The 21,983-nt window shown below is 72.7% G+C and carries 20 protein-coding genes; 7 read left to right on the plus strand and 13 right to left on the minus strand.

The window, feature by feature from the left end:
* The first annotated feature begins 126 nt into the window (after positions 1-126).
* Positions 127-1,815: an acyl-CoA synthetase gene (locus ACFYX3_RS14775; RefSeq protein ID WP_385657717.1), complete on the plus strand. Its 1,689-nt coding sequence runs from the start codon at positions 127-129 to the stop codon at positions 1,813-1,815.
* On the opposite strand, the gene ACFYX3_RS14780 is transcribed toward ACFYX3_RS14775, so the two are convergent.
* The 4 genes from ACFYX3_RS14780 to ACFYX3_RS14795 form a co-directional block, all read right to left on the minus strand.
* Positions 1,812-2,483, minus strand: coding sequence for a 2OG-Fe(II) oxygenase (locus ACFYX3_RS14780; protein WP_382657295.1), 672 nt, complete (start codon positions 2,481-2,483; stop codon positions 1,812-1,814). The two genes, ACFYX3_RS14775 and ACFYX3_RS14780, sit on opposite strands and share 4 nt — an antisense overlap.
* Positions 2,480-2,869, minus strand: a complete 390-nt coding sequence (locus ACFYX3_RS14785; RefSeq protein WP_389013207.1) for a tail fiber domain-containing protein — start codon at positions 2,867-2,869, stop codon at positions 2,480-2,482. Before ACFYX3_RS14785 ends, ACFYX3_RS14780 begins: the two co-directional genes overlap by 4 nt.
* Positions 2,870-2,871: 2 nt before the next feature.
* A complete protein-coding gene (locus ACFYX3_RS14790) occupies positions 2,872-3,411 on the minus strand; it encodes a hypothetical protein (RefSeq protein ID WP_389012758.1) in 540 nt (179 codons plus the stop codon).
* A gap of 176 nt (positions 3,412-3,587) precedes the next feature.
* Positions 3,588-5,108, minus strand: coding sequence for an alpha/beta fold hydrolase (locus tag ACFYX3_RS14795; RefSeq protein ID WP_389012761.1), 1,521 nt, complete (start codon positions 5,106-5,108; stop codon positions 3,588-3,590).
* A gap of 151 nt (positions 5,109-5,259) precedes the next feature.
* Between ACFYX3_RS14795 and ACFYX3_RS14800 the strand changes: the two genes are divergently transcribed.
* The gene (locus ACFYX3_RS14800; RefSeq protein WP_389012764.1) at positions 5,260-6,075 is read left to right on the plus strand and encodes a pentapeptide repeat-containing protein; all 816 of its coding nucleotides are present in this window, start codon (positions 5,260-5,262) and stop codon (positions 6,073-6,075) included.
* Between the two features lie 7 nt (positions 6,076-6,082).
* Here ACFYX3_RS14800 and ACFYX3_RS14805 read toward each other — a convergent pair whose 3' ends face one another.
* Positions 6,083-7,087 carry a zinc-dependent alcohol dehydrogenase family protein gene (locus ACFYX3_RS14805; RefSeq protein WP_389012767.1) on the minus strand — a complete coding sequence of 335 codons (1,005 nt, stop codon included), beginning with the start codon at positions 7,085-7,087 and terminating at the stop codon, positions 6,083-6,085.
* A gap of 147 nt (positions 7,088-7,234) precedes the next feature.
* Between ACFYX3_RS14805 and ACFYX3_RS14810 the strand changes: the two genes are divergently transcribed.
* On the plus strand, positions 7,235-7,576 hold the full coding sequence (locus ACFYX3_RS14810; RefSeq protein ID WP_389012770.1) for an ArsR/SmtB family transcription factor: 342 nt from the start codon (positions 7,235-7,237) through the stop codon (positions 7,574-7,576).
* 6 nt (positions 7,577-7,582) lie between these two features.
* Here the strand turns inward: ACFYX3_RS14810 and ACFYX3_RS14815 are convergent, their stop codons facing one another.
* Together ACFYX3_RS14815 and ACFYX3_RS14820 are read right to left on the minus strand one after the other, a co-directional pair.
* Positions 7,583-8,368 carry a GNAT family N-acetyltransferase gene (locus ACFYX3_RS14815; protein WP_389012773.1) on the minus strand — a complete coding sequence of 262 codons (786 nt, stop codon included), beginning with the start codon at positions 8,366-8,368 and terminating at the stop codon, positions 7,583-7,585.
* 71 nt (positions 8,369-8,439) lie between these two features.
* The gene (locus ACFYX3_RS14820) at positions 8,440-9,861 is read right to left on the minus strand and encodes a family 2B encapsulin nanocompartment shell protein (RefSeq protein WP_389012776.1); all 1,422 of its coding nucleotides are present in this window, start codon (positions 9,859-9,861) and stop codon (positions 8,440-8,442) included.
* A 287-nt stretch (positions 9,862-10,148) separates the two neighbouring features.
* Here ACFYX3_RS14820 and paaK point away from each other — a divergent pair, with 287 nt between their 5' ends.
* Together paaK and ACFYX3_RS14830 are read left to right on the plus strand one after the other, a co-directional pair.
* Entirely contained in the window at positions 10,149-11,435 is a 1,287-nt protein-coding gene (paaK, locus tag ACFYX3_RS14825; RefSeq protein WP_389012779.1) for a phenylacetate--CoA ligase PaaK, read from the plus strand.
* A 23-nt stretch (positions 11,436-11,458) separates the two neighbouring features.
* The gene (locus ACFYX3_RS14830) at positions 11,459-11,842 is read left to right on the plus strand and encodes a VOC family protein (protein ID WP_116162927.1); all 384 of its coding nucleotides are present in this window, start codon (positions 11,459-11,461) and stop codon (positions 11,840-11,842) included.
* On the opposite strand, the gene ACFYX3_RS14835 is transcribed toward ACFYX3_RS14830, so the two are convergent.
* The gene (locus tag ACFYX3_RS14835) at positions 11,833-13,344 is read right to left on the minus strand and encodes a fatty acyl-CoA synthetase (protein ID WP_389012782.1); all 1,512 of its coding nucleotides are present in this window, start codon (positions 13,342-13,344) and stop codon (positions 11,833-11,835) included. The two genes, ACFYX3_RS14830 and ACFYX3_RS14835, sit on opposite strands and share 10 nt — an antisense overlap.
* 156 nt (positions 13,345-13,500) lie before the next feature.
* Between ACFYX3_RS14835 and ACFYX3_RS14840 the strand changes: the two genes are divergently transcribed.
* The gene (locus tag ACFYX3_RS14840; RefSeq protein WP_389012785.1) at positions 13,501-15,945 is read left to right on the plus strand and encodes a penicillin acylase family protein; all 2,445 of its coding nucleotides are present in this window, start codon (positions 13,501-13,503) and stop codon (positions 15,943-15,945) included.
* Here the strand turns inward: ACFYX3_RS14840 and ACFYX3_RS14845 are convergent.
* Positions 15,935-17,041 (minus strand): calcium:proton antiporter, encoded by a 1,107-nt coding sequence (locus ACFYX3_RS14845; RefSeq protein ID WP_389012788.1) that lies wholly within the window; start codon positions 17,039-17,041, stop codon positions 15,935-15,937. The genes ACFYX3_RS14840 and ACFYX3_RS14845 overlap by 11 nt on opposite strands.
* Positions 17,042-17,083: 42 nt before the next feature.
* Complete coding sequence (locus ACFYX3_RS14850; protein ID WP_389013210.1) at positions 17,084-17,488, minus strand: MarR family winged helix-turn-helix transcriptional regulator; 405 nt, start codon at positions 17,486-17,488, stop codon at positions 17,084-17,086.
* Between the two features lie 153 nt (positions 17,489-17,641).
* Between ACFYX3_RS14850 and ACFYX3_RS14855 the strand changes: the two genes are divergently transcribed.
* Positions 17,642-18,481, plus strand: coding sequence for a nitroreductase/quinone reductase family protein (locus tag ACFYX3_RS14855; protein ID WP_389012791.1), 840 nt, complete (start codon positions 17,642-17,644; stop codon positions 18,479-18,481).
* On the opposite strand, the gene ACFYX3_RS14860 is transcribed toward ACFYX3_RS14855, so the two are convergent.
* From ACFYX3_RS14860 to ACFYX3_RS14870, 3 genes are all read right to left on the minus strand, one after another.
* A complete protein-coding gene (locus ACFYX3_RS14860) occupies positions 18,478-19,143 on the minus strand; it encodes a hypothetical protein (RefSeq protein WP_389012794.1) in 666 nt (221 codons plus the stop codon). The genes ACFYX3_RS14855 and ACFYX3_RS14860 overlap by 4 nt on opposite strands.
* A 78-nt stretch (positions 19,144-19,221) precedes the next feature.
* Positions 19,222-20,781, minus strand: a complete 1,560-nt coding sequence (locus ACFYX3_RS14865; protein WP_389012797.1) for an acyl-CoA synthetase — start codon at positions 20,779-20,781, stop codon at positions 19,222-19,224.
* Positions 20,778-21,890: an NAD(P)H-dependent flavin oxidoreductase gene (locus ACFYX3_RS14870; RefSeq protein WP_389012800.1), complete on the minus strand. Its 1,113-nt coding sequence runs from the start codon at positions 21,888-21,890 to the stop codon at positions 20,778-20,780. The genes ACFYX3_RS14865 and ACFYX3_RS14870 overlap by 4 nt, the downstream gene beginning before the upstream one ends.
* Between the last annotated feature and the right edge of the window lie 93 nt (positions 21,891-21,983).

Genomic DNA, 21,983 nt, shown 5'->3' on the forward strand with positions numbered 1-21,983 from the left:
GCCCAGTTCAATAGTTTTCTGACACTCAGTCAGATTCTTCTGCGCACCCCCTTCCCCCGGCGGGCGGTCGGCGCTCTAATGACCGCCACGTCCATGTGAACCAGCGAACCGGGGTCAGGAGGAACGGTGGAGTACAACCTTGCCGACCTGTTCGAATCGGTCGTCGACGTGGTCCCCGACCGCGAGGCGCTGGTGTACGTCGACCATCCGGGCACCGGCGAGGAGCGGCGGCTCACCTACGCCGAGCTGGACGCCGCCGCCAACCGGATCGCGCACCACCTGACCGACGCGGGCATCCGGCCCGGCGAGCACCTCGGCCTCCACCTGTACAACGGCGTCGAGTACCTCCAGACCGTCCTCGCCTGCCTCAAGGCGCGGATCGTGCCGGTCAACGTGAACTACCGGTACGTGGAGGAGGAGCTCGTCTACCTCTACCGGGACGCCGACCTGGCCGCGCTCGTCTTCGACGCCGAGTTCACCGACCGGGTCGCGGCGGCGCTGCCGCAGACGGAGAAGCTGCGGCACCTCGTGAGGGTGGGGAACCCGCCCTCCCGTCGCCCGGCCACCACCCCTCAAGGAGCTGCTGCGCAGCACAGCGCCCCATTCCAGGACGCCCCGGCGCTCGACTGCGTGCCGTTCGCCGACGCGGAGGCCTCCGGTTCTCCGGATCGCGGTTTCGGCCCCCGCTCCCCCGACGACCTCTTCATCATCTACACCGGCGGCACCACGGGCATGCCCAAGGGCGTCCTGTGGCGCCAGGAGGACCTGTTCTTCGCGGGGCTGTTCGGGGGCGACCCCGCGGGCGAGCCCGTGAAGCGCCCCGAGGAGCTGGCGGAGCGGGTCGCGGCCGGCGGCGCCGGCATCACCTTCTTCCCCGCGCCGCCCCTCATGCACGGCACCTCCACGCTGACCGCGTTCATCGCCCTCAACTACGGGCAGCGGGTCGTCCTGCACCGCAAGTACGTGCCCGAGGAGGTGCTGCGCACCCTGGAGAAGGAGAAGGTGTCCAGCATCTCCCTGGTCGGGGACGCGATGCTGCGCCCGCTCGTGGACGCGCTGCGCGGACCGCTGCGGGGCACGGACCTCTCCGCCCTCTTCAGCCTCTCGTCCTCCGGGGCGATCATGTCCGAGACGGTGCGGGCGCAGCTCCAGGAGCTCATGCCGAACGTCACGCTGCTCAACAACTTCGGCTCCACCGAGTCGGGTTCCAACGGCCGGGCCACCGACGACTCCGGCCCGGCCAAGGGCTTCCGGCTGCACGTCAACGAGCGCACCCAGGTCGTCGACCCGGCGACCCGCGTCCCCGTCGCACCGGGCGAGACCGGCCGGCTCGCGCAGCGCGGGCACGTCCCGCTCGGCTACTACAACGACCCGGCGAAGACCGCCGAGACCTTCTTCGAGCGGGACGGGGTGCGGTGGGTCCTGCTCGGCGACATGGCGACGGTGGACGAGAGCGGGGTGGTCACCGTCCTGGGCCGAGGCTCCCAGTGCATCAACACGGGCGGCGAGAAGGTGTACCCGGAGGAGGTCGAGCAGGCGCTCAAGTCGCACCCCGACGTGTACGACGCCCTGGTCGCCGGCGTCCCGGACGCCCGCTGGGGCAATCACGTCGCCGCGGTCGTCCAACTCCGGCCGGACGCGCGTCCGCTGGACCTGGAGGCCCTCCAGACCCACTGCCGACAACAGCTGGCGGGCTACAAGGTCCCCCGCCAGCTGGTCCTCACCGACCGCATCCAGCGCTCCCCCAGCGGCAAGGCGGACTACCGCTGGGCCCGCGCGGTGGCGGTGGAGGCCGACGGGGAGCAGCGCGACTAGTCCGCGTGGCGGTGCGCGGGGTCGGGGGCGCAGAGCCAGCCGTTGACGGCGAAGCGGCTGTCCTCGTGCCGCTGTCCGGGGCACGCGACCGGGCGCACCTCGTGCCAGGCGGTGGGCAGGAAGAACACGATGCTGTCGTGCTCGGGTTCCCAGTCCCGCCAGGTGCGTTCCTCCCATGCCCCGGTGGTGTCGGTGTGCAGCGGCAGGGCGGCGTCGAAGACGCGCAGCTCGCCGCCGGTGAACGGCCGGGGCGTGCGGTGGAGGTAGTACACGAACGTGAGCAGGCGCCGGGGGGCGTACGCGATGCTGCTGTCCTGGTGCGGCCGGTAGAAGTCCCCGTCGTTGTGCACGTTGAGCCCGTAACCGGGTTCGGTGTACCGGCAGTCGACTCCCAGCGCGCGCTCGACCGACTCCCGGACGTCGTCGATGGCCGCGAGCAGCTCGGGCGCCTCGAAGTCCGGGCACGACCGGGACCGGCGCAGGTCGGGGTCCAGCTCCCGGTCCCGGATCATGGAGGGCTTCAGTCGGTCCCCCGTGGAGGCGACGGCACGCTCCAGGAGGACGCCGGCCGTCCGCTCGCCGAGGAACCCGGTGATGCGGCAGACCGTCACCGGAAGCCGGAAGACCGCGTCCGTGGACACCGGCGACAGATCCTGCCGCGCCGTCATCGCCCCACCTCGGACGGGGACGAGGCCACGGCGGCGGACTCCCGCAGCCGGGCCACTTCGGCCTCCAGCTCCGTCACGTGGCGGTGGAGCGCCTGGACGCAGACCAGGGCCACGCCGAGGCCGTCGACGACCGGGATCCTGGTGTCGTCGCGGTTGAGGCCGAAGGCGGCGTGCCAGTCCTGGGCCATCGGTCCGAGGTGGCGGACGTCGTCGGGCTCCCAGACGTAGCGCCAGGTGCTGATGGGCAGCGCGGCCACCGTCTCCAGGACCTTGTGTCCGTTGACGGCGCCGACGGGGGCCACGGCGGCGCCGTCCCGGGCACCGGCCTCGCCGATGCCCGCGGGACCGTGACCGGCCGCCCGGGACCGTCGGGGGAAGATGCGCATCGTCACCGGCTCCAGTCGACCGGGACGACGTCCTGCTTGAGCCCGCGGTCACTGCAGATGGAGCACGGGCCGGCGGGCACTCCGGGCCCCTGGTCGGTGCCGACGGTGATCGCCCCGTGGGCTCCGACCGGGGTGTGGACGCCGTCGCCCTGCAGCGCCGCTTCGTAGCCGCCGAGGAGTTCCTGGAGGGTTCCGGGACCCAGGTTCTCCGGGGCGGTGATCGCGGCCACGCCGTCGTAGTCGGTGTAGGCCGCACCGAGCGTCCGGCCGCCGATGGTGGCGAACACGATCTTCACGCCCCTGACGGGCTCCCCGGTGACGGCGTCGGAGGCGATCGCGTGGATGTTCTCCAGCTGCATCTGGGTGACGTTCAGGGTGGCCTGGCTGGCCACCAGCCTGACCGGCTTCAGGCTGGGGCATTCCGCACCGCTGCACGGCGCGGGCGACGAGGTGACCGCGGTCGCGGGGACGGCACCCCCCGCGCCCAGTGACGCCAGAGCGGCTGCCATCACCGCGGCGGTCCTACGTCCGACAGAACTCATGTCCACTCCCGATCGACCGGTGACGCCCCCGGCGGGACGACGCGGACGACCGTAGCCACACCCGTACGGCGTGAACCCGCGATGAACACGAGTACGCACCATCTGATGAATCGTCGGCGGCGCCGTGACGAACACGGACGATTCATACCGGCCAACCGACGGCCAGCGGCGGGCGGTTACAGACCGAACTCCCTTACTGCCGCGAGGAATTCGTCCGGTGCGGCGTTGTGGACGAGGTGGCCGACCGCGATCGTGACGAGGCGGGCGTCGGGAATGGAGGCGGCGAGGACGGCGAGCTGGTCCTGGGGGACGTGGCTGGTCGGACCACCGGCGAGGACGAGGGTGGGGGCCGTGATCGCGGAGAGCTCCTCGCGCCAGGCCGGGTCGGGGGCGTTCAGCTGGGCGTCGGTGGTGAGGACGATCTCCCAGTCGAAGGCGAGGGGGCCCTCGGGGCGTTCGGCGACGGGCCGCGGCGGGTCGAGCGGCACGAAGGCCGGTGCCTCCTCCAGGACGAGGCGGCCGATCAGGCCGGGTTCGCGCTGGGCCAGGAGGTACGCGGCGGCGGCGCCCATCGAGTGGGCGACGACGGTGGCGCCGGCGAGGCCGAGGGCCCGGAGGAAGCCGCCGAGTTCGTCGCGGAAGTCCTCGAAGCCGTAGCGGCCGGTCCGGTCGCTGAGTCCGTGGCCGGGCAGGTCGAGGGCGTACACCCGGTGGTCGGCGGCCAGGTCCGCGCCGATCTCCGTCCAGGTCGTGCCGTTGTTGCCGCGGCCGTGGACCAGGACGACGGGCCGGGCGCCCTCGGGTCCCGCGACCCGGTAGGCGATCCGCACGCCGTCCACGGTGACCGTGCGGACGGCCGGGTCGAGGAAGGCGGCGACCGGGCGGACGAAGGCGTCCGCGTCGTCGACCCACGGATGGTGTCCGGCGCCCGGCTGGACGACGAGCTCCGCGTGGGGGAAGCAGGCCGCCGCCTCGGCCGCCTTCGCGGGGGTCGGGCCCGCGTCGTACTCGCCGGCCACGATCAGGACGGGCGCGGTGAGCGCGCCGAGCGCGCGGCGGGTCGTCTCCGGGTCGTAGGCGCCCTCGCCGTGGTAGGCGGGTGCGGCCTCCCAGTTCGTCTCCCGCCCCGTGCCCGCCGCGTGCTCCCGGGCGGCGGCGTCCCAGCGGCCGTACGCGAAGGGGGCGGTGATCTCGTAGACGCGCCGGAGGGGGGTGTCGGGGCCGATGGTGTCGAGCGCGGCCCTGGCCTCCGGGTACCAGTCCTGGTCGGCGAAGACCTCGACGGCCTTGTCCCACTCCTCGTCGGTGGTCCCGACGCCGAGGGCGCGCCCGAGGGAGGTGACGAGGACGAGGGAGCGGATCCGTTCGGGGTGGGCGGCGGCGTACAGGACGGCGAGGTTGCCGGCCGCGGAGTGGCCGAGGAGGTCGATCCGGTCCAGGCCGAGGTGGGCGCGGAGGGCCTCGACGTCGCCGACCTGCCGGTCGCAGCGGTACGTGCCGGGGTCGGCGGGGGCGGCGCTCTCGCCGGTGCCGCGGGCGTCGAGCAGGACGAGGGTGCGGTGGGCGGCGAGTCCACCGAGGTCGCCGAGGTAGCCGGCGTCGCGCAGCGGCCCGCCCGCCAGGCAGACGAGCGGCTCCCCCTCCCCCTGGACGCGGTAGGCGAGCTGGGTTCCGTCATGGGTCGTGAACGTCGGCATGCCGCCGATCCTCACCGGCCCGGGTGGATCTTCGCAATCGGTTTCGCCGTGAGCGCCATGCCGGGGGCCGTGAGCGCCGCGCCGGGAGCGGCGGAGCGGCCGCGCGATACGGTGGAGGACCGTCCCCGAACTGCGAAGGAAGCGTTCCACCGTGCCCGACACCCGGGAATCCGCCCTGCGCGGCGACTGCGCGAACTGCTTCGGCCTGTGCTGTGTGGCACTGCCCTTCGCCAAGTCGGCCGACTTCGCCGTGAACAAGTCGTCGGGCGAGCCCTGCCGGAACCTCCAGGAGGACTTCCGCTGCGGGATCCACACGCGGCTGCGGCCGAGCGGCTTCCAGGGCTGCACGGTGTACGACTGCTTCGGCGCCGGCCAGCAGGTCTCCCAGGTGACCTTCGGCGGCGTGTCCTGGCGCGAGGCTCCGGAGACGGCCCGGCAGATGTACGAGGTCTTCCCGGTGGTGCGCCAGCTGCACGAGCTGCTGCGCTACCTCACGGAGGCCCTCGCCCTGCCGACGGCCCGCCCCGTCCACGCCGAGCTGCGGGCCGCGCTGGCCCGGGTCGAGGAGCTCACCGGCGGCACGCCGGACGCCCTGGAGAAGCTGGACGTGGGCCCGGTGCGCGCCGAGGTCAACCCGCTGCTCCTGCGGACGAGCGAGCTGGTGCGCGCCACGGCCGGCGGGCGGCCGAAGAGCCGGCGCGGGGCGGACCTGATCGGCAAGCGGCTGCGCGGGGCGAAGCTGCGGGGCACCGACCTGCGCGGGGCGCTGCTCATCGCCGCCGACCTGACGGGGGCGGACCTGTCGCTCGCGGACCTGATCGGCGCCGACCTGCGGGACGCCGACCTGTCGGACGCGGATCTGACGGGCGCGCTGTTCCTGACGCAGCCCCAGCTGAACTCGGCGCGCGGGAACACCGCGACCCGCCTCCCGGAGGGCTTCGACCGCCCCGCGCACTGGACCGCCTGACGGCCCCTCACTCGGGCACGGTCACGACGATCTTGCCCACCTGCCGGCCGGCCTCCATGGCCCGGTGCGCGGCGACGATCTCGTCGAGCGGGAAGGTGCGGTCGACGGCCGCTTCGAAGAAGCCGGTGCGCAGTCCGGACTCGACGAAGGCGCGAGCCCGGCGCAGCCGCTCCGGGTCCCTGGTCGTCTCCGGCATCGTGTAGGTCCTCAGGGAGACGGCGGGCATCCCCAGGTCGAAGCCGGGGTACGGGGTCGGCAGCCCGCTCACGGCTCCGTAGAGCAGCACGGTGCCGCCGGGGACGACGGACCTGACGAGGTCGGTGAGGCCGGGGCCCGCGACGCCGTCGAAGGCCAGGTCGGCGCCGCGCCCGCCGGTGAGGTCCCGTACCCGCTCGGCGACGTCCTCCTCGTCGGTGACGATCACCTCGGCCGCCCCCGCCTTGAGCAGGGCGTCCTTCTTGGCCCGGGTGCGGGTGGTGGCGAGGGGTGTGGCGCCGATCCGGTGCGCGGTCCTGATCGCGGCGAGCCCGACGCTGCTGGAGGCGCCGGTCAGGACGACGGTGTCGCCCGCGCGCATCCCGCCGACCTCGACGAGTCCGCCGTAGGCCGTGACGTACGGCATCCACACGGCGGCGCCCTCGACGGGGCCGAGCCCCTCGGGGCGGGGCACGAGGGAGGAGGCCGGGACGATCGCGCGCTCGGCGTAGACCCCGTGGTCGTTCATCGAGAACGAGGGCACCACGCTCACCGCCTGCCCGGCGGCGAGCCCGTCGACCCCCTCCCCGAGGGCCTCGACGACGCCCGAGGCCTCCAGGCCGAGCCGGGCGGGGAAGCTCCGGGCCGGCTCGATGTAGTGGCCGCCGCGGAAGAGCGCCTCGGCGCGGTTGAGGCCGATGGCCTCGATCCGGAGGAGGACTTCGCCGGGGCCGGGCTCGCCGACCTCCACGTCCTCCAGGCGGAGCACCTCCGGGCCGCCGTACTCGTGGAACCGCACCGTCCTGGCCTTGCTCATCGGGCTTCCCCTCCCGTTCGGTGACGGCGGCGGGCGGACCGCTCCGCCGCCGGGCCCCAGCCAAGCGCAAGGTTCGACCACTGTCAAACTTCGATGGCCATAGAACTTTGACGCCTGTCGTACGATGCTCCCGGAGGCGACACGACGATGAGAGCAGTGACAGGCACCGACCGGCGGGACCGCGTCCCGCCCCACCCCGACATGCGCGACATCGGCCTGCAGCAGGTCCTGGACGCCCTGGTCGACCCGGTCAGGCGGCGGATCGTCGCCGAGCTGTACGCGGCCCGCGAGGACCTCGCCTGCGGGACCATCGACCTGCCGGTCAGCAAGTCCACGGCCACCCATCACTTCCACGTCCTGCGCGAGGCCGGCCTCATCCGCCAGCACTACGCGGGGACCTCCCGTATGAACGCGCTGCGCCGCGAGGAGTTCGAGGAGCGCTTCCCGGGACTCCTGCGCGCGGTGGTGACCGCCCACGACCAGGGGTAGGCGGCCTCAGACCTCGTACACGTACGGCGTCGTGGTCGTCAGCGTCAGGAAGCCGAGGCGCCGGAGGATCGGGCGGCTGGTGTCCGCCGCGTCGACCTGGACGTAGCGGTGGCCGCGTTCGGCGGCGATGCGGGAGCGGTGGGAGACCAGGGCGCGGTAGAGGCCGCGGCCGCGCCAGCCCTCGACGGTGCCGCCGCCCCAGAGGCCCGCGAAGTCCGTGCCGGGGTACAGCTCCATGCGGGCGGCGCTGACGGGCTCCCCCGCGGCGAGGGCGACGACGGCGGTGACCGTGCCGGGGTCGGCCGCGAGCCGGTCCAGGAGCTGGCGGCCGAGGCGGGAGCTGTCGGTGCCGAAGGCCCGCTCGTGGACCTCGACCACCTGGCGGACCCCGGTCTCGTCGGTGACCGCGCGGAGTTCGACGCCCTCCGGGAGCGGGACCTCGCGGGGCAGGGCGGCGGCCTCGGCGGCCATCACGGTCTCGGGTTCCTCGGGGGCGAGGCCCGCCGCGAGGAGGCGGTCGCCGAGGTCGGCGGGGGTGTCGTGCGCGTACAGCTTCCACTCGAAGGACAGGCCGGCGGCGCGGTAGTGCGCGATCTGCGCGGCGATCGCGGCGTCCGCGGCGGGCCCGTCGTGCGCGTCGAGCCCGGACCAGAGGACGCCGTTCCACGCGTGCGCGGGGCCGGTCTGGCGGACGACGGCGCCGACGCGCTCGACGCGGCAGCCGGGCCCGTCGGGGCGGGCCTCGCGGCGCAGCTGGAGGTCGTGGAGGTCGCGCAGGTGCTGAGGTTCCATGCGGGCCACTCCAGCACCGGCGTCCGGCGCGGGGCAACGGGATTTGCCCGGCACCCCGCCCGGTCGGCGGGTCAGGCGCGCGGACGGACCTCGACGTTCTCCAGGATGCCGACCGCGTCCGGCACGAGGATGGCGGCGGAGTAGTAGGCGGAGACGAGGTAGGAGATGATCGCCTTCTCGTCGATGCCCATGAAGCGGCAGTTGAGGCTGGGCTCGATCTCGTCGGGCAGGCCGGTCTGGTGGAGGCCGATGACGCCCTCGTTGTTCTCGCCGGTGCGGACGGCGATGATCGAGGAGCTCTGCCGGTCGGTGACCGGGATCTTCCCGCAGGGCAGGATGGGGACCCCTCGCCAGGCCGGCATCGGGCGCCCCTCGACGTCGACCGTGCCGAGCACGAGACCGCGCTTGTTGCACTCCTTGCCGAAGGCGGCGATGGCCCGGGGGTGGGCGAAGATGTAGTCGGTGTCGCGGCGCATGCTGAGCAGGTCGTCGAGGTCGTCCGGGGTCGGCGGGCCCGAGTGGGTCTGGATGCGCTGGTCGAAGTCGGCGTTGTGGAGCAGACCGAACTCGGGGTTGTTGACGAGCTCGTGCTCCTGGCGCTCGCGGAGCTCCTGGATCGTCAGACGGAGCTGCTGCTGCGTCTGGTTCATCGGCTGGTTGTAGAGGTCGGCGACGCGGGTGTGGACCTTCAGGACGGTCTGGGCGACGCTGAGTTCGTACTCGCGCGGCCTGAGCTCGTAGTCCGCGTACGCGTGGGGCAGCACGGCCTCGCCGACGTGGCCGGCGCTGAGCTCGATGGCCGCCTCGCCGAACAGGTTGGTGGAGCGCTGGTGGCCGTCGGCCCCGCCGCCCTGGACGTGGTCGCGGAGGTTCTCGTACTGCTCGGCCACGGCGAGGTAGGCCGTGCGGGGCAGCGCAAGGAGGGTCACGGCGGTGACGGCCTTGGCGGTGAAGTCCCAGGTCCCGTCCCCGGCGAGCACCTGGCCGCCGAAGGTGTCGCCGTCGCCGAGCCGGCCGAGGACGGTCTCGTCGCCGTACTGTCCGGTGCCGAGCTTCTCGATCTTGCCGTGGGCGATGAGGTAGACGTGGTCGGCGTTCCCGCCGGCCTCCACGACGACCTGGCCGGGCCCGTACTCCTGCTGGACGAAGCGGTCGGCGAGCGCGCCGAGCGCGGTGGGATCGTCGAAGCCGCGCAGCAGCGGGAGTTCGGCCAGCTCGGCGGGGATGACCTCGACCCGGGAGCCGCTCTTCACGAAGGTGACGCGGCCGTCTCCGACCACGTACGAGAGGCGCCGGTTGACCCGGTAGACACCGCCGGGGGTGTGCACCCAGGGGAGCGTGCGGAGCAGCCAGCGGGAGCTGATGCCCTGCATCTGGGGTTCGGACTTGGTGGTGGTGGCGAGGTTGCGGGCGGCTGCGGTGCTGAGGCTGAGCTGGACCTGGCGGAGCTCGATGGCGGGCGGGGTGGCCGCCGGTTCGGTGTCGACCGACATGGGTGACTCGCTTTCTGGGGCGTTCGCGGACTCGTTCGTCACTCTCCGCGTCCAGGTGTAACGCACCGTGTCGTCCCTCGTCCGGGTGCGGCGCGAACGGGTGGGAGCGCCGCGTGGCGGCGGCCGCCCCGCGAGCGCCGTGCACGCTCCGCCGTCCGGACGGTCACACGGTCGGGAAAAGTTCGTCCACCCCCCTTGCCAAGCCCCGGGTACCTCCGGTTTTACTGACCCGGAACGGATCAACCGAATGATCGGTTGTCCGTTTTACGACAGCGGAGGAGTGGCGCATGACGGAACTGCTGGACAGCGGCGAACGGCTCGGGCGCGAGGAGCTGGCGGCCCTCCAGTTGGAGCGGCTGCGCGCGACCCTGCGCCACGCGTACGAGAACGTGGACTTCTACCGGCGGTCCTTCGACGCGGCCGGGCTGACCCCGGACGACTGCCGTACGCTCGCGGACCTGGCCCGCTTCCCGTTCACCGCCAAGTCGGACCTGCGCGACCACTACCCCTTCGGCATGTTCGCCGTCGACCAGTCCCGGATCCGGCGGATCCACGCCTCCAGCGGCACCACCGGCCGGCCGACCGTCGTCGGCTACACCGAGGCCGACCTGGACATGTGGGCCGACATGGTGGCCCGCTCCCTGCGCGCGGCCGGGGCGCGCCCCGGCCACAAGGTCCATGTGGCGTACGGGTACGGCCTGTTCACCGGTGGGCTCGGCGCCCACTACGGCGCGGAGCGCCTCGGGTGCACGGTGATCCCGGCGTCCGGCGGCATGACGGCCCGCCAGGTGCAGCTCATCCAGGACTTCCGGCCCGAGATCATCATGGTGACCCCCTCGTACATGCTGACGCTGCTCGACGAGTTCGAACGGCAGGGCGTGGACCCGCGGTCGACCTCGCTGAAGGTGGGCGTCTTCGGCGCGGAGCCGTGGACGGAGGAGATGCGCAAGGAGATCGAGGAGCGGTTCGCGATCGACGCGGTCGACATCTACGGCCTGTCGGAGGTCATCGGCCCCGGCGTGGCGCAGGAGTGCGTGGAGACCAAGGACGGCCTGCACATCTGGGAGGACCACTTCTACCCGGAGGTCGTGGACCCGTTCACCGGCGAGGTGCTGCCCGACGGGGAGGAGGGCGAGCTGGTCTTCACCTCGCTCACCAAGGAGGCGATGCCGGTGATCCGCTACCGCACGCGCGACCTCACCCGTCTGCTGCCGGGGACCGCGCGGGTCTTCCGCCGGATGGAGAAGGTCACCGGACGCAGCGACGACATGATCATCCTGCGCGGGGTGAACCTCTTCCCCACCCAGATCGAGGAGATCGTGCTCCGCACCCCGGGCGTGGCACCCCACTTCCAGCTGCGGCTGACCCGCGAGGGCCGGCTCGACGCCCTGACCGTGCGCGCCGAGGCCCGCCCGGACGCGACGCAGGAGGAGCGCGCGGAGGCGGCGCGGGCCATCGCCGCGGCGGTGAAGGACGGGGTCGGGGTCTCGGTGGCCGTGGAGGTCGTCGACCCGGAGACGCTGGAGCGCTCGGTGGGCAAGATCAAGCGGATCGTGGACCTCCGGGGCGCGTAGCCTGGGGGGAGGAGGTGGTTGCGATGCTGTCGGACTCCCCCATAGCCGCGATCATTCCGGTCAGTGACATGAACCGGGCCAAGCAGTTCTACTCGGAGACCCTCGGTCTGCCCCTCACGAAGGACGCGCCGGAGGACACCAGGTACGAGTGCGGTGGGACGACCATCGGCCTCTACGAGACGCCGTACGGCGGCAAGGCCGATCACACGCTGGCGAGCTGGAAGGTCGCCGACCTCGACGCGGAGATGACGACGCTGCGCTCCAAGGGCGTCACGTTCGAGGACTACGACCTGCCCGACCTCAAGACGGTCGACGGCGTGGCCGAGGCGGGCACCATGCGGGGTGCCTGGTTCAAGGACAGCGAGGGCAACATCCTCTGCGTGATGGAGGAGAAGGGTCAGAGCTGACCGCCGAAGCGGTCCCTCAGGTCCCGCTTGAGGATCTTGCCGCTGGCGTTGCGAGGAAGGGCGTCCACGAGGAAGACCCGCTTCGGCGCCTTGAAGTGGGCGAGCTTCTCGCGGGCATGGCCGAGGAGTTCGGCCTCGGTGACGTCCCCGCGCGGGACGACGACGGCCGTAACCGCCTCGATCCACCGCTCGTCGGGGAGGCCGATGACGGCCGCCTCGGCGACCCCGGGGTGGGTGTAGAGCGCGTCCTCGACCTGGCGTGAGGCGACGAGCACGCCACCGGAGTTGATGACGTCCTTCACCCGGTCGACGATCGTGAGGTAGCCCTCGGCGTCGCGGACCGCGAGGTCCCCGGAGTGGAACCAGCCGCCCCGGAAGGCCTCCTCGGTCTCCTCGGGCTTGCGCCAGTAGCCCTCGCACAGCTGCGGGGAGCGGTAGACGATCTCCCCCGGGGTGCCGTCGGGGACGTCCTCGCCGTCCTCGCCGACGACGCGGGCCTCGACGTGGCGTACGGGGCGGCCGCAGGAGTCCATCCGGCCCTCGTGCTCGTCGGGGCCGAGGACGGTGGCGAGGGGTCCGATCTCCGACTGGCCGAAGCAGTTGTAGAAGGCGAGCTCGGGCAGCCGGACGCGCAGCCGCTCCAGGACGGGGACCGGCATGATCGAGGCCCCGTAGTAGGCCTTGCGGAGGGCCGAGAGGTCGCGGGCGGCGAAGTCGGGGTGGTTGGCGAGGCCGATCCAGACGGTCGGCGGGGCGAAGAGGCTGTCGGCGCGGCCCGCCTCGACGAGGTCGAACAGGACGGCCGGGTCGGGTCCGTCGACGATCGTGTTCTCGGCGCCGACGGCGAGGTAGGGCAGCAGGAAGACGTGCATCTGCGCCGAGTGGTACAGCGGCAGCGCGTGCACCGGCCGGTCGTCCTCGCTCAGGTCGAGGGCCTCGATCGCGCTCGCGTACTCGTGGACGAGGGCGAGGTGGGTCATCATCGCGCCCTTGGGGAGTGCGGTGGTGCCCGAGGTGTAGAGCAGCTGGGCGAGGTCGCGGGCGTCCCGGTCGGTGAGGTACTCCTCCGGTTCGGCGAGCGCGTCGAGCAGCGAACCGGGCGCGTCCCGCAGCGCCTTGACCGCGAAGCCCTCGGGGATCCGGCCGGTGAGGGCGGGGTCGGCGAGCACGAGCGAGCTGTCCGACTGCTCCAGGACGTACGCGAGGTCCTCGCCGGTCAGGTGGTGGTTGACCGGCACGTGGACGAGCCCGGCCCGGGCGCAGGCGAGGAACGCGATGAGGTAGGCGTCGGAGTTGTGGCCGTACGTGGCGACCCGGGCGTACTCCGGCAGGGCGAGGCCGTGGTGCGGCTCCCGCAGGACTGCGGCGGCGGTGGTGACGGCCGCGTCCAGCTCCGCGTACGTCCAGGTGCGGTCGGCGTACCGGACGGCGATCCGGTCGGGCACGCGCCGGGCGCTCGCGCGCAGGACACCGTCGACGGTACGGCTGAGGAGTCGATCCATGCGGTGATCCTCGGCGGGTGACGTGCGGAAGGTCAAGTACCGTGCGGTGTGCCCCGCATGACGGGACCTCGGATACCGAACGGGATGTTGACACGGGGGCGGGCAGCTGCGTGCATGGTCCGATCCGCAGTGCCCGTCTGCCCGTTGGGAGGCATCTTGCACCTCCGCACCCGTCTGAAACACCTGGCGCTCACCGGCGCGGCCCTCGCCGTCGTCACCGCCTCGCTGCCCGGCGCGGCGGCCGCCGACTCCGGGGACCGGGGCGACCGCCCGTCCGACCGGGGCCTGTCGGCCGTCATCCGCTACACCGAGTACGGCATCCCGCACATCGTGGCCAGGGACTACGCGAACCTCGGTTTCGGCACGGGCTGGGCCCAGGCCGCCGACCAGGTCTGCGTGCTCGCCGACGGCTTCCTGACCGTGAACGGCGAACGCTCCCGGTACTTCGGCCCGGACGCGGCCCCCGACGGCTCGCTGTCCTCCGCCGGCACGAACCTCTCCAGCGACCTGTACTTCCGTGGCGTGAAGGACGCGGGCACGGTCGAGGACCTGCTCGCCACACCGGCACCGGCCGGACCGAGCCGGGACCTGAAGGAGCTGATGCGCGGCTGGGCGGCCGGCTACAACGCCTGGCTGCGCAAGAACCGGATCACCGATCCGGCCTGCGCGGACGCCGACTGGGTCCGCCCGGTCACCGCGCTCGACGTGGCCCGGCGCGGCTTCGCCGTCTCGGTGCTCGGCGGACAGGGCAGGGCCGTGGACGGCATCACGGCCGCCCGGCCGCCCGTCTCTCCCCCGGCCGCCGCCCCGCCCGCCGGCACCGACTCCTCGGGTGCCGCCCCACTCGCTGTCACCGCCGCCTCCGACGCCGTCCCCGATCCGGACGACGCCGCCGAGGCTGCACGCGAGCTGTTCGCTCCCGAGAACGCCACGATGGGCTCCAACGCCGTCGCCTTCTCCGGCACCACCACGGCGAACGGGCGCGGGCTGCTCCTGGGGAACCCGCACTACCCGTGGCAGGGCGGCCGCCGCTTCTGGCAGTCGCAACAGACCATCCCGGGCGAACTGAACGTCTCCGGCGCCTCCCTCCTCGGCACCGCCGTCGTCAACATCGGCTTCAACGACAAGGTCGCCTGGAGCCACACCGTCGCCACCGGAGTCCCCCTCAGCCTCCACCAGCTGACGCTCGTGCCCGGCGACCCGACCGCCTATCTGGTGGACGGGAAGCCGGAGCGGATGACCCCGCGCGCGGTGACCGTCGCGGTGAAGGACGGCGCCCCCGTCACCCGTACCCAGTGGTGGACCCGGTACGGACCGGTCGTCGGCGGCCTCGGCGCACAGCTGCCGCTGCCGTGGACCGCGACCACCGCGTACGCGCTGAACGACCCCAACGCCGCCAACCTGCGCGGCTCCGACACCGCGCTCGGCTTCGGCAGGGCCCGGTCCACGCAGGACGTCGTCGACACCCTGAAGCGCACGCAGGGGCTGCCCTGGGTCAACACGATCGCGGCGGACTCGGCGGGGCACTCCCTCTTCACCCAGTCGCAGGTGCTCCCCCGGATCACCGACGAGCTCGCCGCGCGCTGCTCCACCCCGCTCGGCCGGGCCACCTACCCGGCCTCGGGCGTCGCCGTGCTCGACGGCTCGCGGTCGGACTGCGCACTCGGCTCCGACCCGGACGCGGTGCAGCCGGGCGTCTTCGGGCCGGCCCGGATGCCGGTCCTGCGGGACACCCCGTACGTGGAGAACTCCAACGACAGCGCCTGGCTGGCCAACGCCGACCGGCCGCTGACCGGTTACGAGCGGATCTTCGGCACGGTGGCGACACCTCGCTCGCTGCGCACCCGGGGCGGGATCGAGGACGTGGCGGCGATGGCGGACCGGGGCCGGCTCACGGTGGCCGACCTCCAGCGCCAGCAGTTCGCCAACCGCGCCCCGGCCGGTGACATGGCGGCCGCCGACGCGGCGAAGGCCTGTGCGTCGGCGCTGCCGGAGGACCCGGAGGTCTGCCGGGTAATCGAAGAATGGGACCGGACGGTGAACACCGACAGCCGGGGCGCGCTGCTCTTCGACCGGTTCTGGCGGAAGTTCACCGGCACGGTGAAGCCGGCCGACCAGTGGAAGGTGCCGTTCTCGGCCGCCGACCCGGTCCGCACCCCGAACACCCTGAACACCGGACTCCCGGAGTTCGGAAAGGCCCTCGCGGCCGCGGCGGCGGAGCTGCGCGCGGCGGGCATCGCGCTGGACGCGCCGCTCGGCGCCCACCAGTTCGTCGTACGGAACGGGGAACGGATCCCGGTGAGCGGCGGGACCGAGTCGCTGGGCATCTGGAACAAGGCCGAGCCCGTGTGGAACGCGGCGGGCGGCGGCTACGTGGAGGTCGCGCACGGGACCAGCCACGTGCAGGCGGTGGGCTGGGACGGCAGCCGGTGCCCGGTGGCCCGCACCCTGCTCTCGTACTCCCAGTCGTCGAACCCGGCGTCCCCGCACTACAGCGACCAGACCCGGCTGTTCGCGGGCGAGCGCTGGGTGACCTCCCGGTTCTGCGAGAAGGACATCCTGCGCTCGCCCGCGCTGAAGGTGGAGGTCGTCAGGGGCTGAACGACAGGAACACGAAGGCCGCGAAGATCGAGAGGTGGACGCTGCCCTGAAGGAGGGTGGCCCGTCCCGGCACCACCGTCAGGGCGCTCACCACGGCCGTGAGCACGAACAGCACCATGTGGAGGGGCCCCAGGCCGAGGATCAGGGGCCCCTCCAGCCAGATCGAGGCGAGCGCGATCGAGGGGATCGTCAGGCCGATGCTGGCGATGGCCGAGCCGTACGCCAGGTTCATGCTGGTCTGCATGCGGTCCCGGCTCGCCGCGCGCACGGCGGCGAGCGTCTCGGGAAGCAGCACCATCAGGGCGATGACGACGCCGACGACCGCCTTGGGCAGGCCCGCGGACGCGACGGCGTCCTCGATGGTGGGCGAGACGAGCTTGGCGTTGCCGACGACGGCGACGAGGGCGACCACGAGCAGACCGAGGCTGAACCAGGCGTCGCGGGCGGTGGGCGGCGCGGCGTGCTCGTCCGCCGACTCCGGAATCCCCCGGTCCGGCCGCGGCACGGGCAGGAAGTAGTCGCGGTGCCGGACCGTCTGGACGGCGACGAACACCCCGTAGAGGATGAGCGAGGAGACCGCGGCGAAGGCGAGCTGTGCGGCGGAGAACTCGGGGCCCGGGTGGCTCGTCGTGAAGGTCGGCAGGACGAGCGTCATGGTCGCGAGGGTGCAGACGACGGCGAGCTCTCCGCCGGAGCCCTCCGCGTTGAAGACGGCGATCCGGTTGCGCAGCGCGCCGACGAGCAGGGAGAGGCCGACGATGCCGTTGCAGGTGATCATGACGGCGGCGAAGACCGTGTCGCGGGCGTAGCTCGTCGCCTTGTCTCCGCCTCCGATCATCAGCATGACGATCAGTCCGACCTCGATGACGGTGACGGCCACGGCGAGGACGAGGGAGCCGAAGGGTTCGCCGATGCGGTGGGCGATGACCTCGGCGTGATGGACGGCCGAGAGCACCCCGGCGAACAGACAGACGACGACGATCCCCACCGCGAAGCCCGGGAGCTCGCGCCCCCAGGCGAGGGCGAGCACAAGCGCCGCCACCACCGGCCCCCAGGTGGTCCACTGCCGTGCCCTTGCCGTCACTGTCGAACTCATGATCCGCATATTGCCACAAGAGGGCCTTTACGCCCGATTCGTTCAGCGTTCGGGATCGGTGAGGCCGTTCTCGTAGGCGGCGAGGGTCTCGATGAACATCCTGCGCTCGGCCGGACCGAGGGGCGCGAGGGCCGCGCGCCAGGCGCCGGCGCTGCGGCCCAGCCAGCCGTCGATGGCGGGGCGGTGGGCCTCGGCGATGGAGACGATCTTCCGCCGCCGGTCGGCGGGGTCCTCGGTCCGCTCCAGGACCCCCTGCTTGGCGAGGTCGCCGACCATCAGGCTCACGGTGGTCGGGGCGACCTCGAGGCGGGCGGCGAGCTCGTTGACGCCGAGCGGCCCGTCGAAGAGCAGGTAGGCGAGGAGGGAGAGGTGGCGGGGCGCGAGGGTGAGGGACTGCAGCTCCTCGGGGATCCTGATCCGCTTGACCCGTCCGACCATGCGGGGCATGAGCAGCAGCAGCGTACGGACGGCCTCGTCGACGCCCGGGCCGTCGGCGCGCCGGTCGCCGTTGTCCTCGATTGACACCCTGCATCCTCCGATTTAGCTTTGCTTTCAAAGCAAATAGATCTGTCGTGATCGATGCTACCGAAGGGCACCGTCATGTCCGATTTCAACGGGCGGGTCATCGAGGAGTTCCGCGCCAACGGCGGCCGCGTGGGCGGGATGTTCGAAGGCGTCTCCTTACTCCTCCTCACCACCACCGGCGCCCGCAGCGGCCGGCCGCACACCCATCCGGCCGTGTACGGACGCGACGGGGCACGGCTCCTCGTCTTCGCCTCGAACGCCGGCGGGCCCAGGCACCCCGCCTGGTTCCACAACCTCCGCGCCGACGCCCATGTGACCGTCGAGCTCGGCACCCCCGAGGGGACCGTCGAACGCTTCGCGGCCCGGGCGGTCGTGACGGAGGGCGAGGAGCGGGACCGGCTGTACGCGGAGCAGTGCGACCGGGATCCCGCGTTCGCCGCCTACCAGGCCGGCACGGACCGGGTCATCCCCGTCGTGGCCCTGCACCGCGTGGACCTCACCGACCCGGCGCGGCACCGGGCGATCGCCGCCCACCTCGTCAAGGTCCACGACGAGCTCCGCGCCGAACTCGCCGCGCTCCGCGAGGGCCTGGACTCCCCGGCACCGACGCTCGGAGGCCGGCTCGCCCGCCACTGCCTCGGCTTCTGCGGCGCACTCGGCGCCCACCACCACAACGAGGACGGCGTCTTCGACCTCCTGGAGCGGCAGTTCCCGGACCTCGCCCACTCCCTGGACCGGATGCGCCGGGAGCACGAGGCGGTCGCCCGCACGGTCGGGGAGCTGGAGGCCCTGCTGACCTCGGGCGCCGCCCCGGCGACCCTGCGCACCGAGGTCGAACGCCTGGCGACGAACCTGGAGGAGCACTTCGCGTACGAGGAGTCCCAGCTCCTCCCGGCCCTGGCCCCGGAGCGCTAGCGCCAGTCCTCGCAGTACTGGATGTGGAGGGCACCCGGCACGTTCCGGCGGGTCCTCGGACGCGTCCACGGGCCGGAGCCGAGCTCCACACAGAAGTGCCGTGCGCCCGGATGGCGGTGCCGGTGGGACGGCGCCTCGTCGACGAGACCGCGCAGTGCGGAGCCGTGCTCCCGGAACGCGGTGGCGCTGCCCACGACGAAGAGGGTGTGGGCGGCGATGCCGAAGCCGAGGTGGTCCCGGAACGTCGAGTGGTACCTGCGCTCGTGGTCGACGGCGCTCTCGTCGGGGAAGTCACCGCCCGGGGTGGCGGCGGTGTGCGGCCTGCCCGCACCGAGCCGGGCCCGCACCTCCTTCCACGAGGCGGTGGGGAACTGCAGGCTGTGGTGGACCAGGACCAGGTCGAGCGCCACCGGTTCCCCTTCCACCGCGGCCCTGTCGGGGACCGCGTTGGCCCGGATCGGCAGGTGGATCAGGGACCGGGCGGACCGGGCCGCCGGCCCCCACAGCGCGGTGAGCTGCTCGGCGCCGCCCCGGTCCACATACATCGACAGCCAGTGGCCGTCGTCGCGCAGGGCGAGGCGCGACCGGACCGGATCCGGCCGGACGACTCTGGCCTCGGCGCCGCCGAGCCTGGCCTTGTGCACACGCACCCGCTGTTCCATGCACCCCTCGGACACCTCGCCGAAACCACTGGTCCGCCGCACCCTGGCCGGACGGGCTTCCGTCAGGTGCAGGTCCCCCTAGAGCGGGCGCTCACGGCCTTCCCAGTACGGGTCGCGCAGGCGGCGCTTGTACAGCTTGCCGTTCGGGTCGCGGGGCATGGCCGCGACGAAGTCGACCGACTTCGGGCGCTTGAAGCCGGCGAGGCGGTCTGCGCAGTGGGCCAGGATCTCGGCGGCGAGCGCGTCCCCCGGCTCGTGCCCCTCGGCCGCCTCGACGACCGCCTTGACCTCCTCGCCCCAGTCGGCGTGCGGGATGCCGAAGGCGGCGGCGTCCGCGACGGCGGGGTGGGCGAGCAGGGCCGCCTCGATCTCGGCGGGGTAGATGTTGACCCCGCCGGAGATGATCATGTCGATCTTCCGGTCGCGGAGGAAGAGGTAGCCGTCCTCGTCGAGGACGCCGAGGTCGCCGACGGTGAAGAAGTCGCCGATGCGGTTCTTCGCGGTCTTCGCCTCGTCCTTGTGGTACTGGAAGCCGCCGGTGTTCATCTTGAGGTAGACGGTGCCGAGTTCGCCGGGCGGCAGCCGCTTCCCGTCGTCGCCGAAGACGGCGAGTTCGCTGATGGGCCAGGCCCGGCCGACGGTCCCCGGCCGCTTGAGCCACTCCTCGGCGGTCGCGAAGGCGCCGCCGCCCTCGCTGGCCGCGTAGTACTCCTCGACGCAGCGGCCCCACCAGTCGATCATCGCCCGCTTGACGTGCTCGGGGCAGGGTGCGGCGCCGTGGATGGCGTGGCGCATGGACGAGACGTCGTACCGCTCCCGTACCTCCTCCGGGAGGGCGAGCAGGCGGTGGAACTGGGTGGGGACCATGTGGGTGTGGGTGCAGGAGTACCGGTCGATGAGCCGGAGCATCTCCTCGGGCGCCCACCGGTCCATGAGGACGAGCGGGTGGCCGATGTGCAGGGCGGCGGCCGCGAACTGGAGCACGGCCGTGTGGTAGAGCGGCGAGCAGACGAGATGGACGTTGCCGTCGGCGGGCCGGATGCCGAAGATGCCGAGGAAGCCTCCGAGATGGGTCTCCTCGGGGAGCTTCCCGGGGAGCGGGCGGCGGATGCCCCGGGGTCGGCCGGTGGTGCCGGAGGTGTAGTTCATGACCCAGCCGAGGGTGCGGTCCCCGGGCGCGGATCCGTCCTGCCCGTCGAGCAGTTCGGCGTACGGGCGGAAGCCGGGGATCGCGCCGACGGCGTACCGGTGGGTGGGCGCGAGGCCGGCCTCGTCGGCGGCGAGGGTCACGGCCTCGGCGAACCGCTCGTGCGCCACCAGGACCTTGGCGCCGGAGTCGGCGACGATCCAGGCGATCTCGGGGCCGACGAAGTGGTGGTTGACGGGGACGAGGTAGAACCCGGCCTGGGTGGCGGCGAGATGGGCGGTGAAGAACTCGGGGCCGTTGGGCAGGACGACGGCGAACGCGTCACCGCGTTCGAGACCGGCGGCGCGCAGCCCGTGGACGAGACGGTTCGCCTCGGCGTGCAGCCGGCCGGCGCTCCACTCCTCGCCGTCGGGCGCGACGAGGACCGTACGGCCGGGGTCGGCGGCGGCCTGGGCCCAGAATCCGGTGGGGGTCTGGCTTTCTGTGCTCATGACGCGCTCCGTCCGGCGATGCGGTTGATGCGGTCGACGGCCTTCTCGAAGCCGCGGGTGAGCTCGTCGACGACCTGCTGGACGCTGCGCTCGGAGTTCATCCGGCCGACGATCTGCCCTACCGGGGTGCCGAGGAGCGGTTCGACCTCGTACTTCTGGATACGGGAGACGGCCTCGGCGACCAGGAGTCCCTGGAGCGGCATGGGGAGCGGACCGGGTCCCGCCGGGTCGTCCCAGGCGTCGGTCCACTCGGTACGGAGCTGGCGGGCGGGCTTGCCGGTGAGGGCGCGGGAGCGGACCGTGTCGCCGGATCCCGCGGCGAGCAGCTTGGCGGTGAGGGCGCGGGAGTGCAGCTCGGCCTCGGTGGTGGTGAGCCAGATCGAGCCGAGCCAGACGCCCTGCGCGCCGAGGGCGAGTCCGGCGGCGATCTGCTCGCCGCTGCCGATGCCGCCGGCGGCGAGGACCGGCAGCGGGGAGACGGCGTCGACGACCTCGGGCGTGAGGACCATGGAGGCGATCTCGCCGGTGTGGCCGCCCGCCTCGTACCCCTGGGCGACGACGATGTCGATGCCGGCGTCGGCATGGTGGCGGGCGTGGCGGGCGCTGCCGGCGAGGGCGGCGACGAGGACGCCGTGGTCGTGGGCGCGGGCGACGACGTCGGGCGGCGGTGAGCCGAGGGCGTTGGCGAGGAGTTTGATGGGGTAGTCGAAGGCCACGTCGAGCTGACTGCGGGCGACCTGCTCCATCCAGCCGGTGATCCGCCAGCCGGAGGCCTCGCCCTCGGCGAGTTCGGGGACGCCGTGCTTGGCGAGGGTGGCGCGGACGAACGCCCGGTGCTCCTCGGGGATCATGGCCTCGATCTCGGCCTCGGTGACCCCTTCGACCGCCTTCTTCGCGGGCATCACGACGTCGAGGCCGTAGGGCAGGCCGTCGGTGTGCTCCTGCATCCAGTCGAGGTCGCGGGCGAGGTCGTCGGGCGCGGTGTAGCGGACCGCGCCGAGGACGCCGAACCCGCCGGCTCTGGTGAGTGCGGCGGCCACCGCGGGGAAGGGCGTGAAGCCGAAGATGGCGTGCTCGATTCCCAGGGTGCGACTCAGCTCCGTCTTCATGGGCGGCAGGATGCCGCAGCGGCGCGGCGGAAGGAAGAGGTTTTCTGATGCATCGTCAGATTCTTTGCGGCCGGTGCGTCCGTGTTTCGCCGG

The sequence above is a fragment of the Streptomyces sp. NPDC002463 genome (genome assembly GCF_042889835.1).
In the GTDB taxonomy this organism is placed as follows: Bacteria; Actinomycetota; Actinomycetes; order Streptomycetales; family Streptomycetaceae; genus Streptomyces; species Streptomyces nymphaeiformis.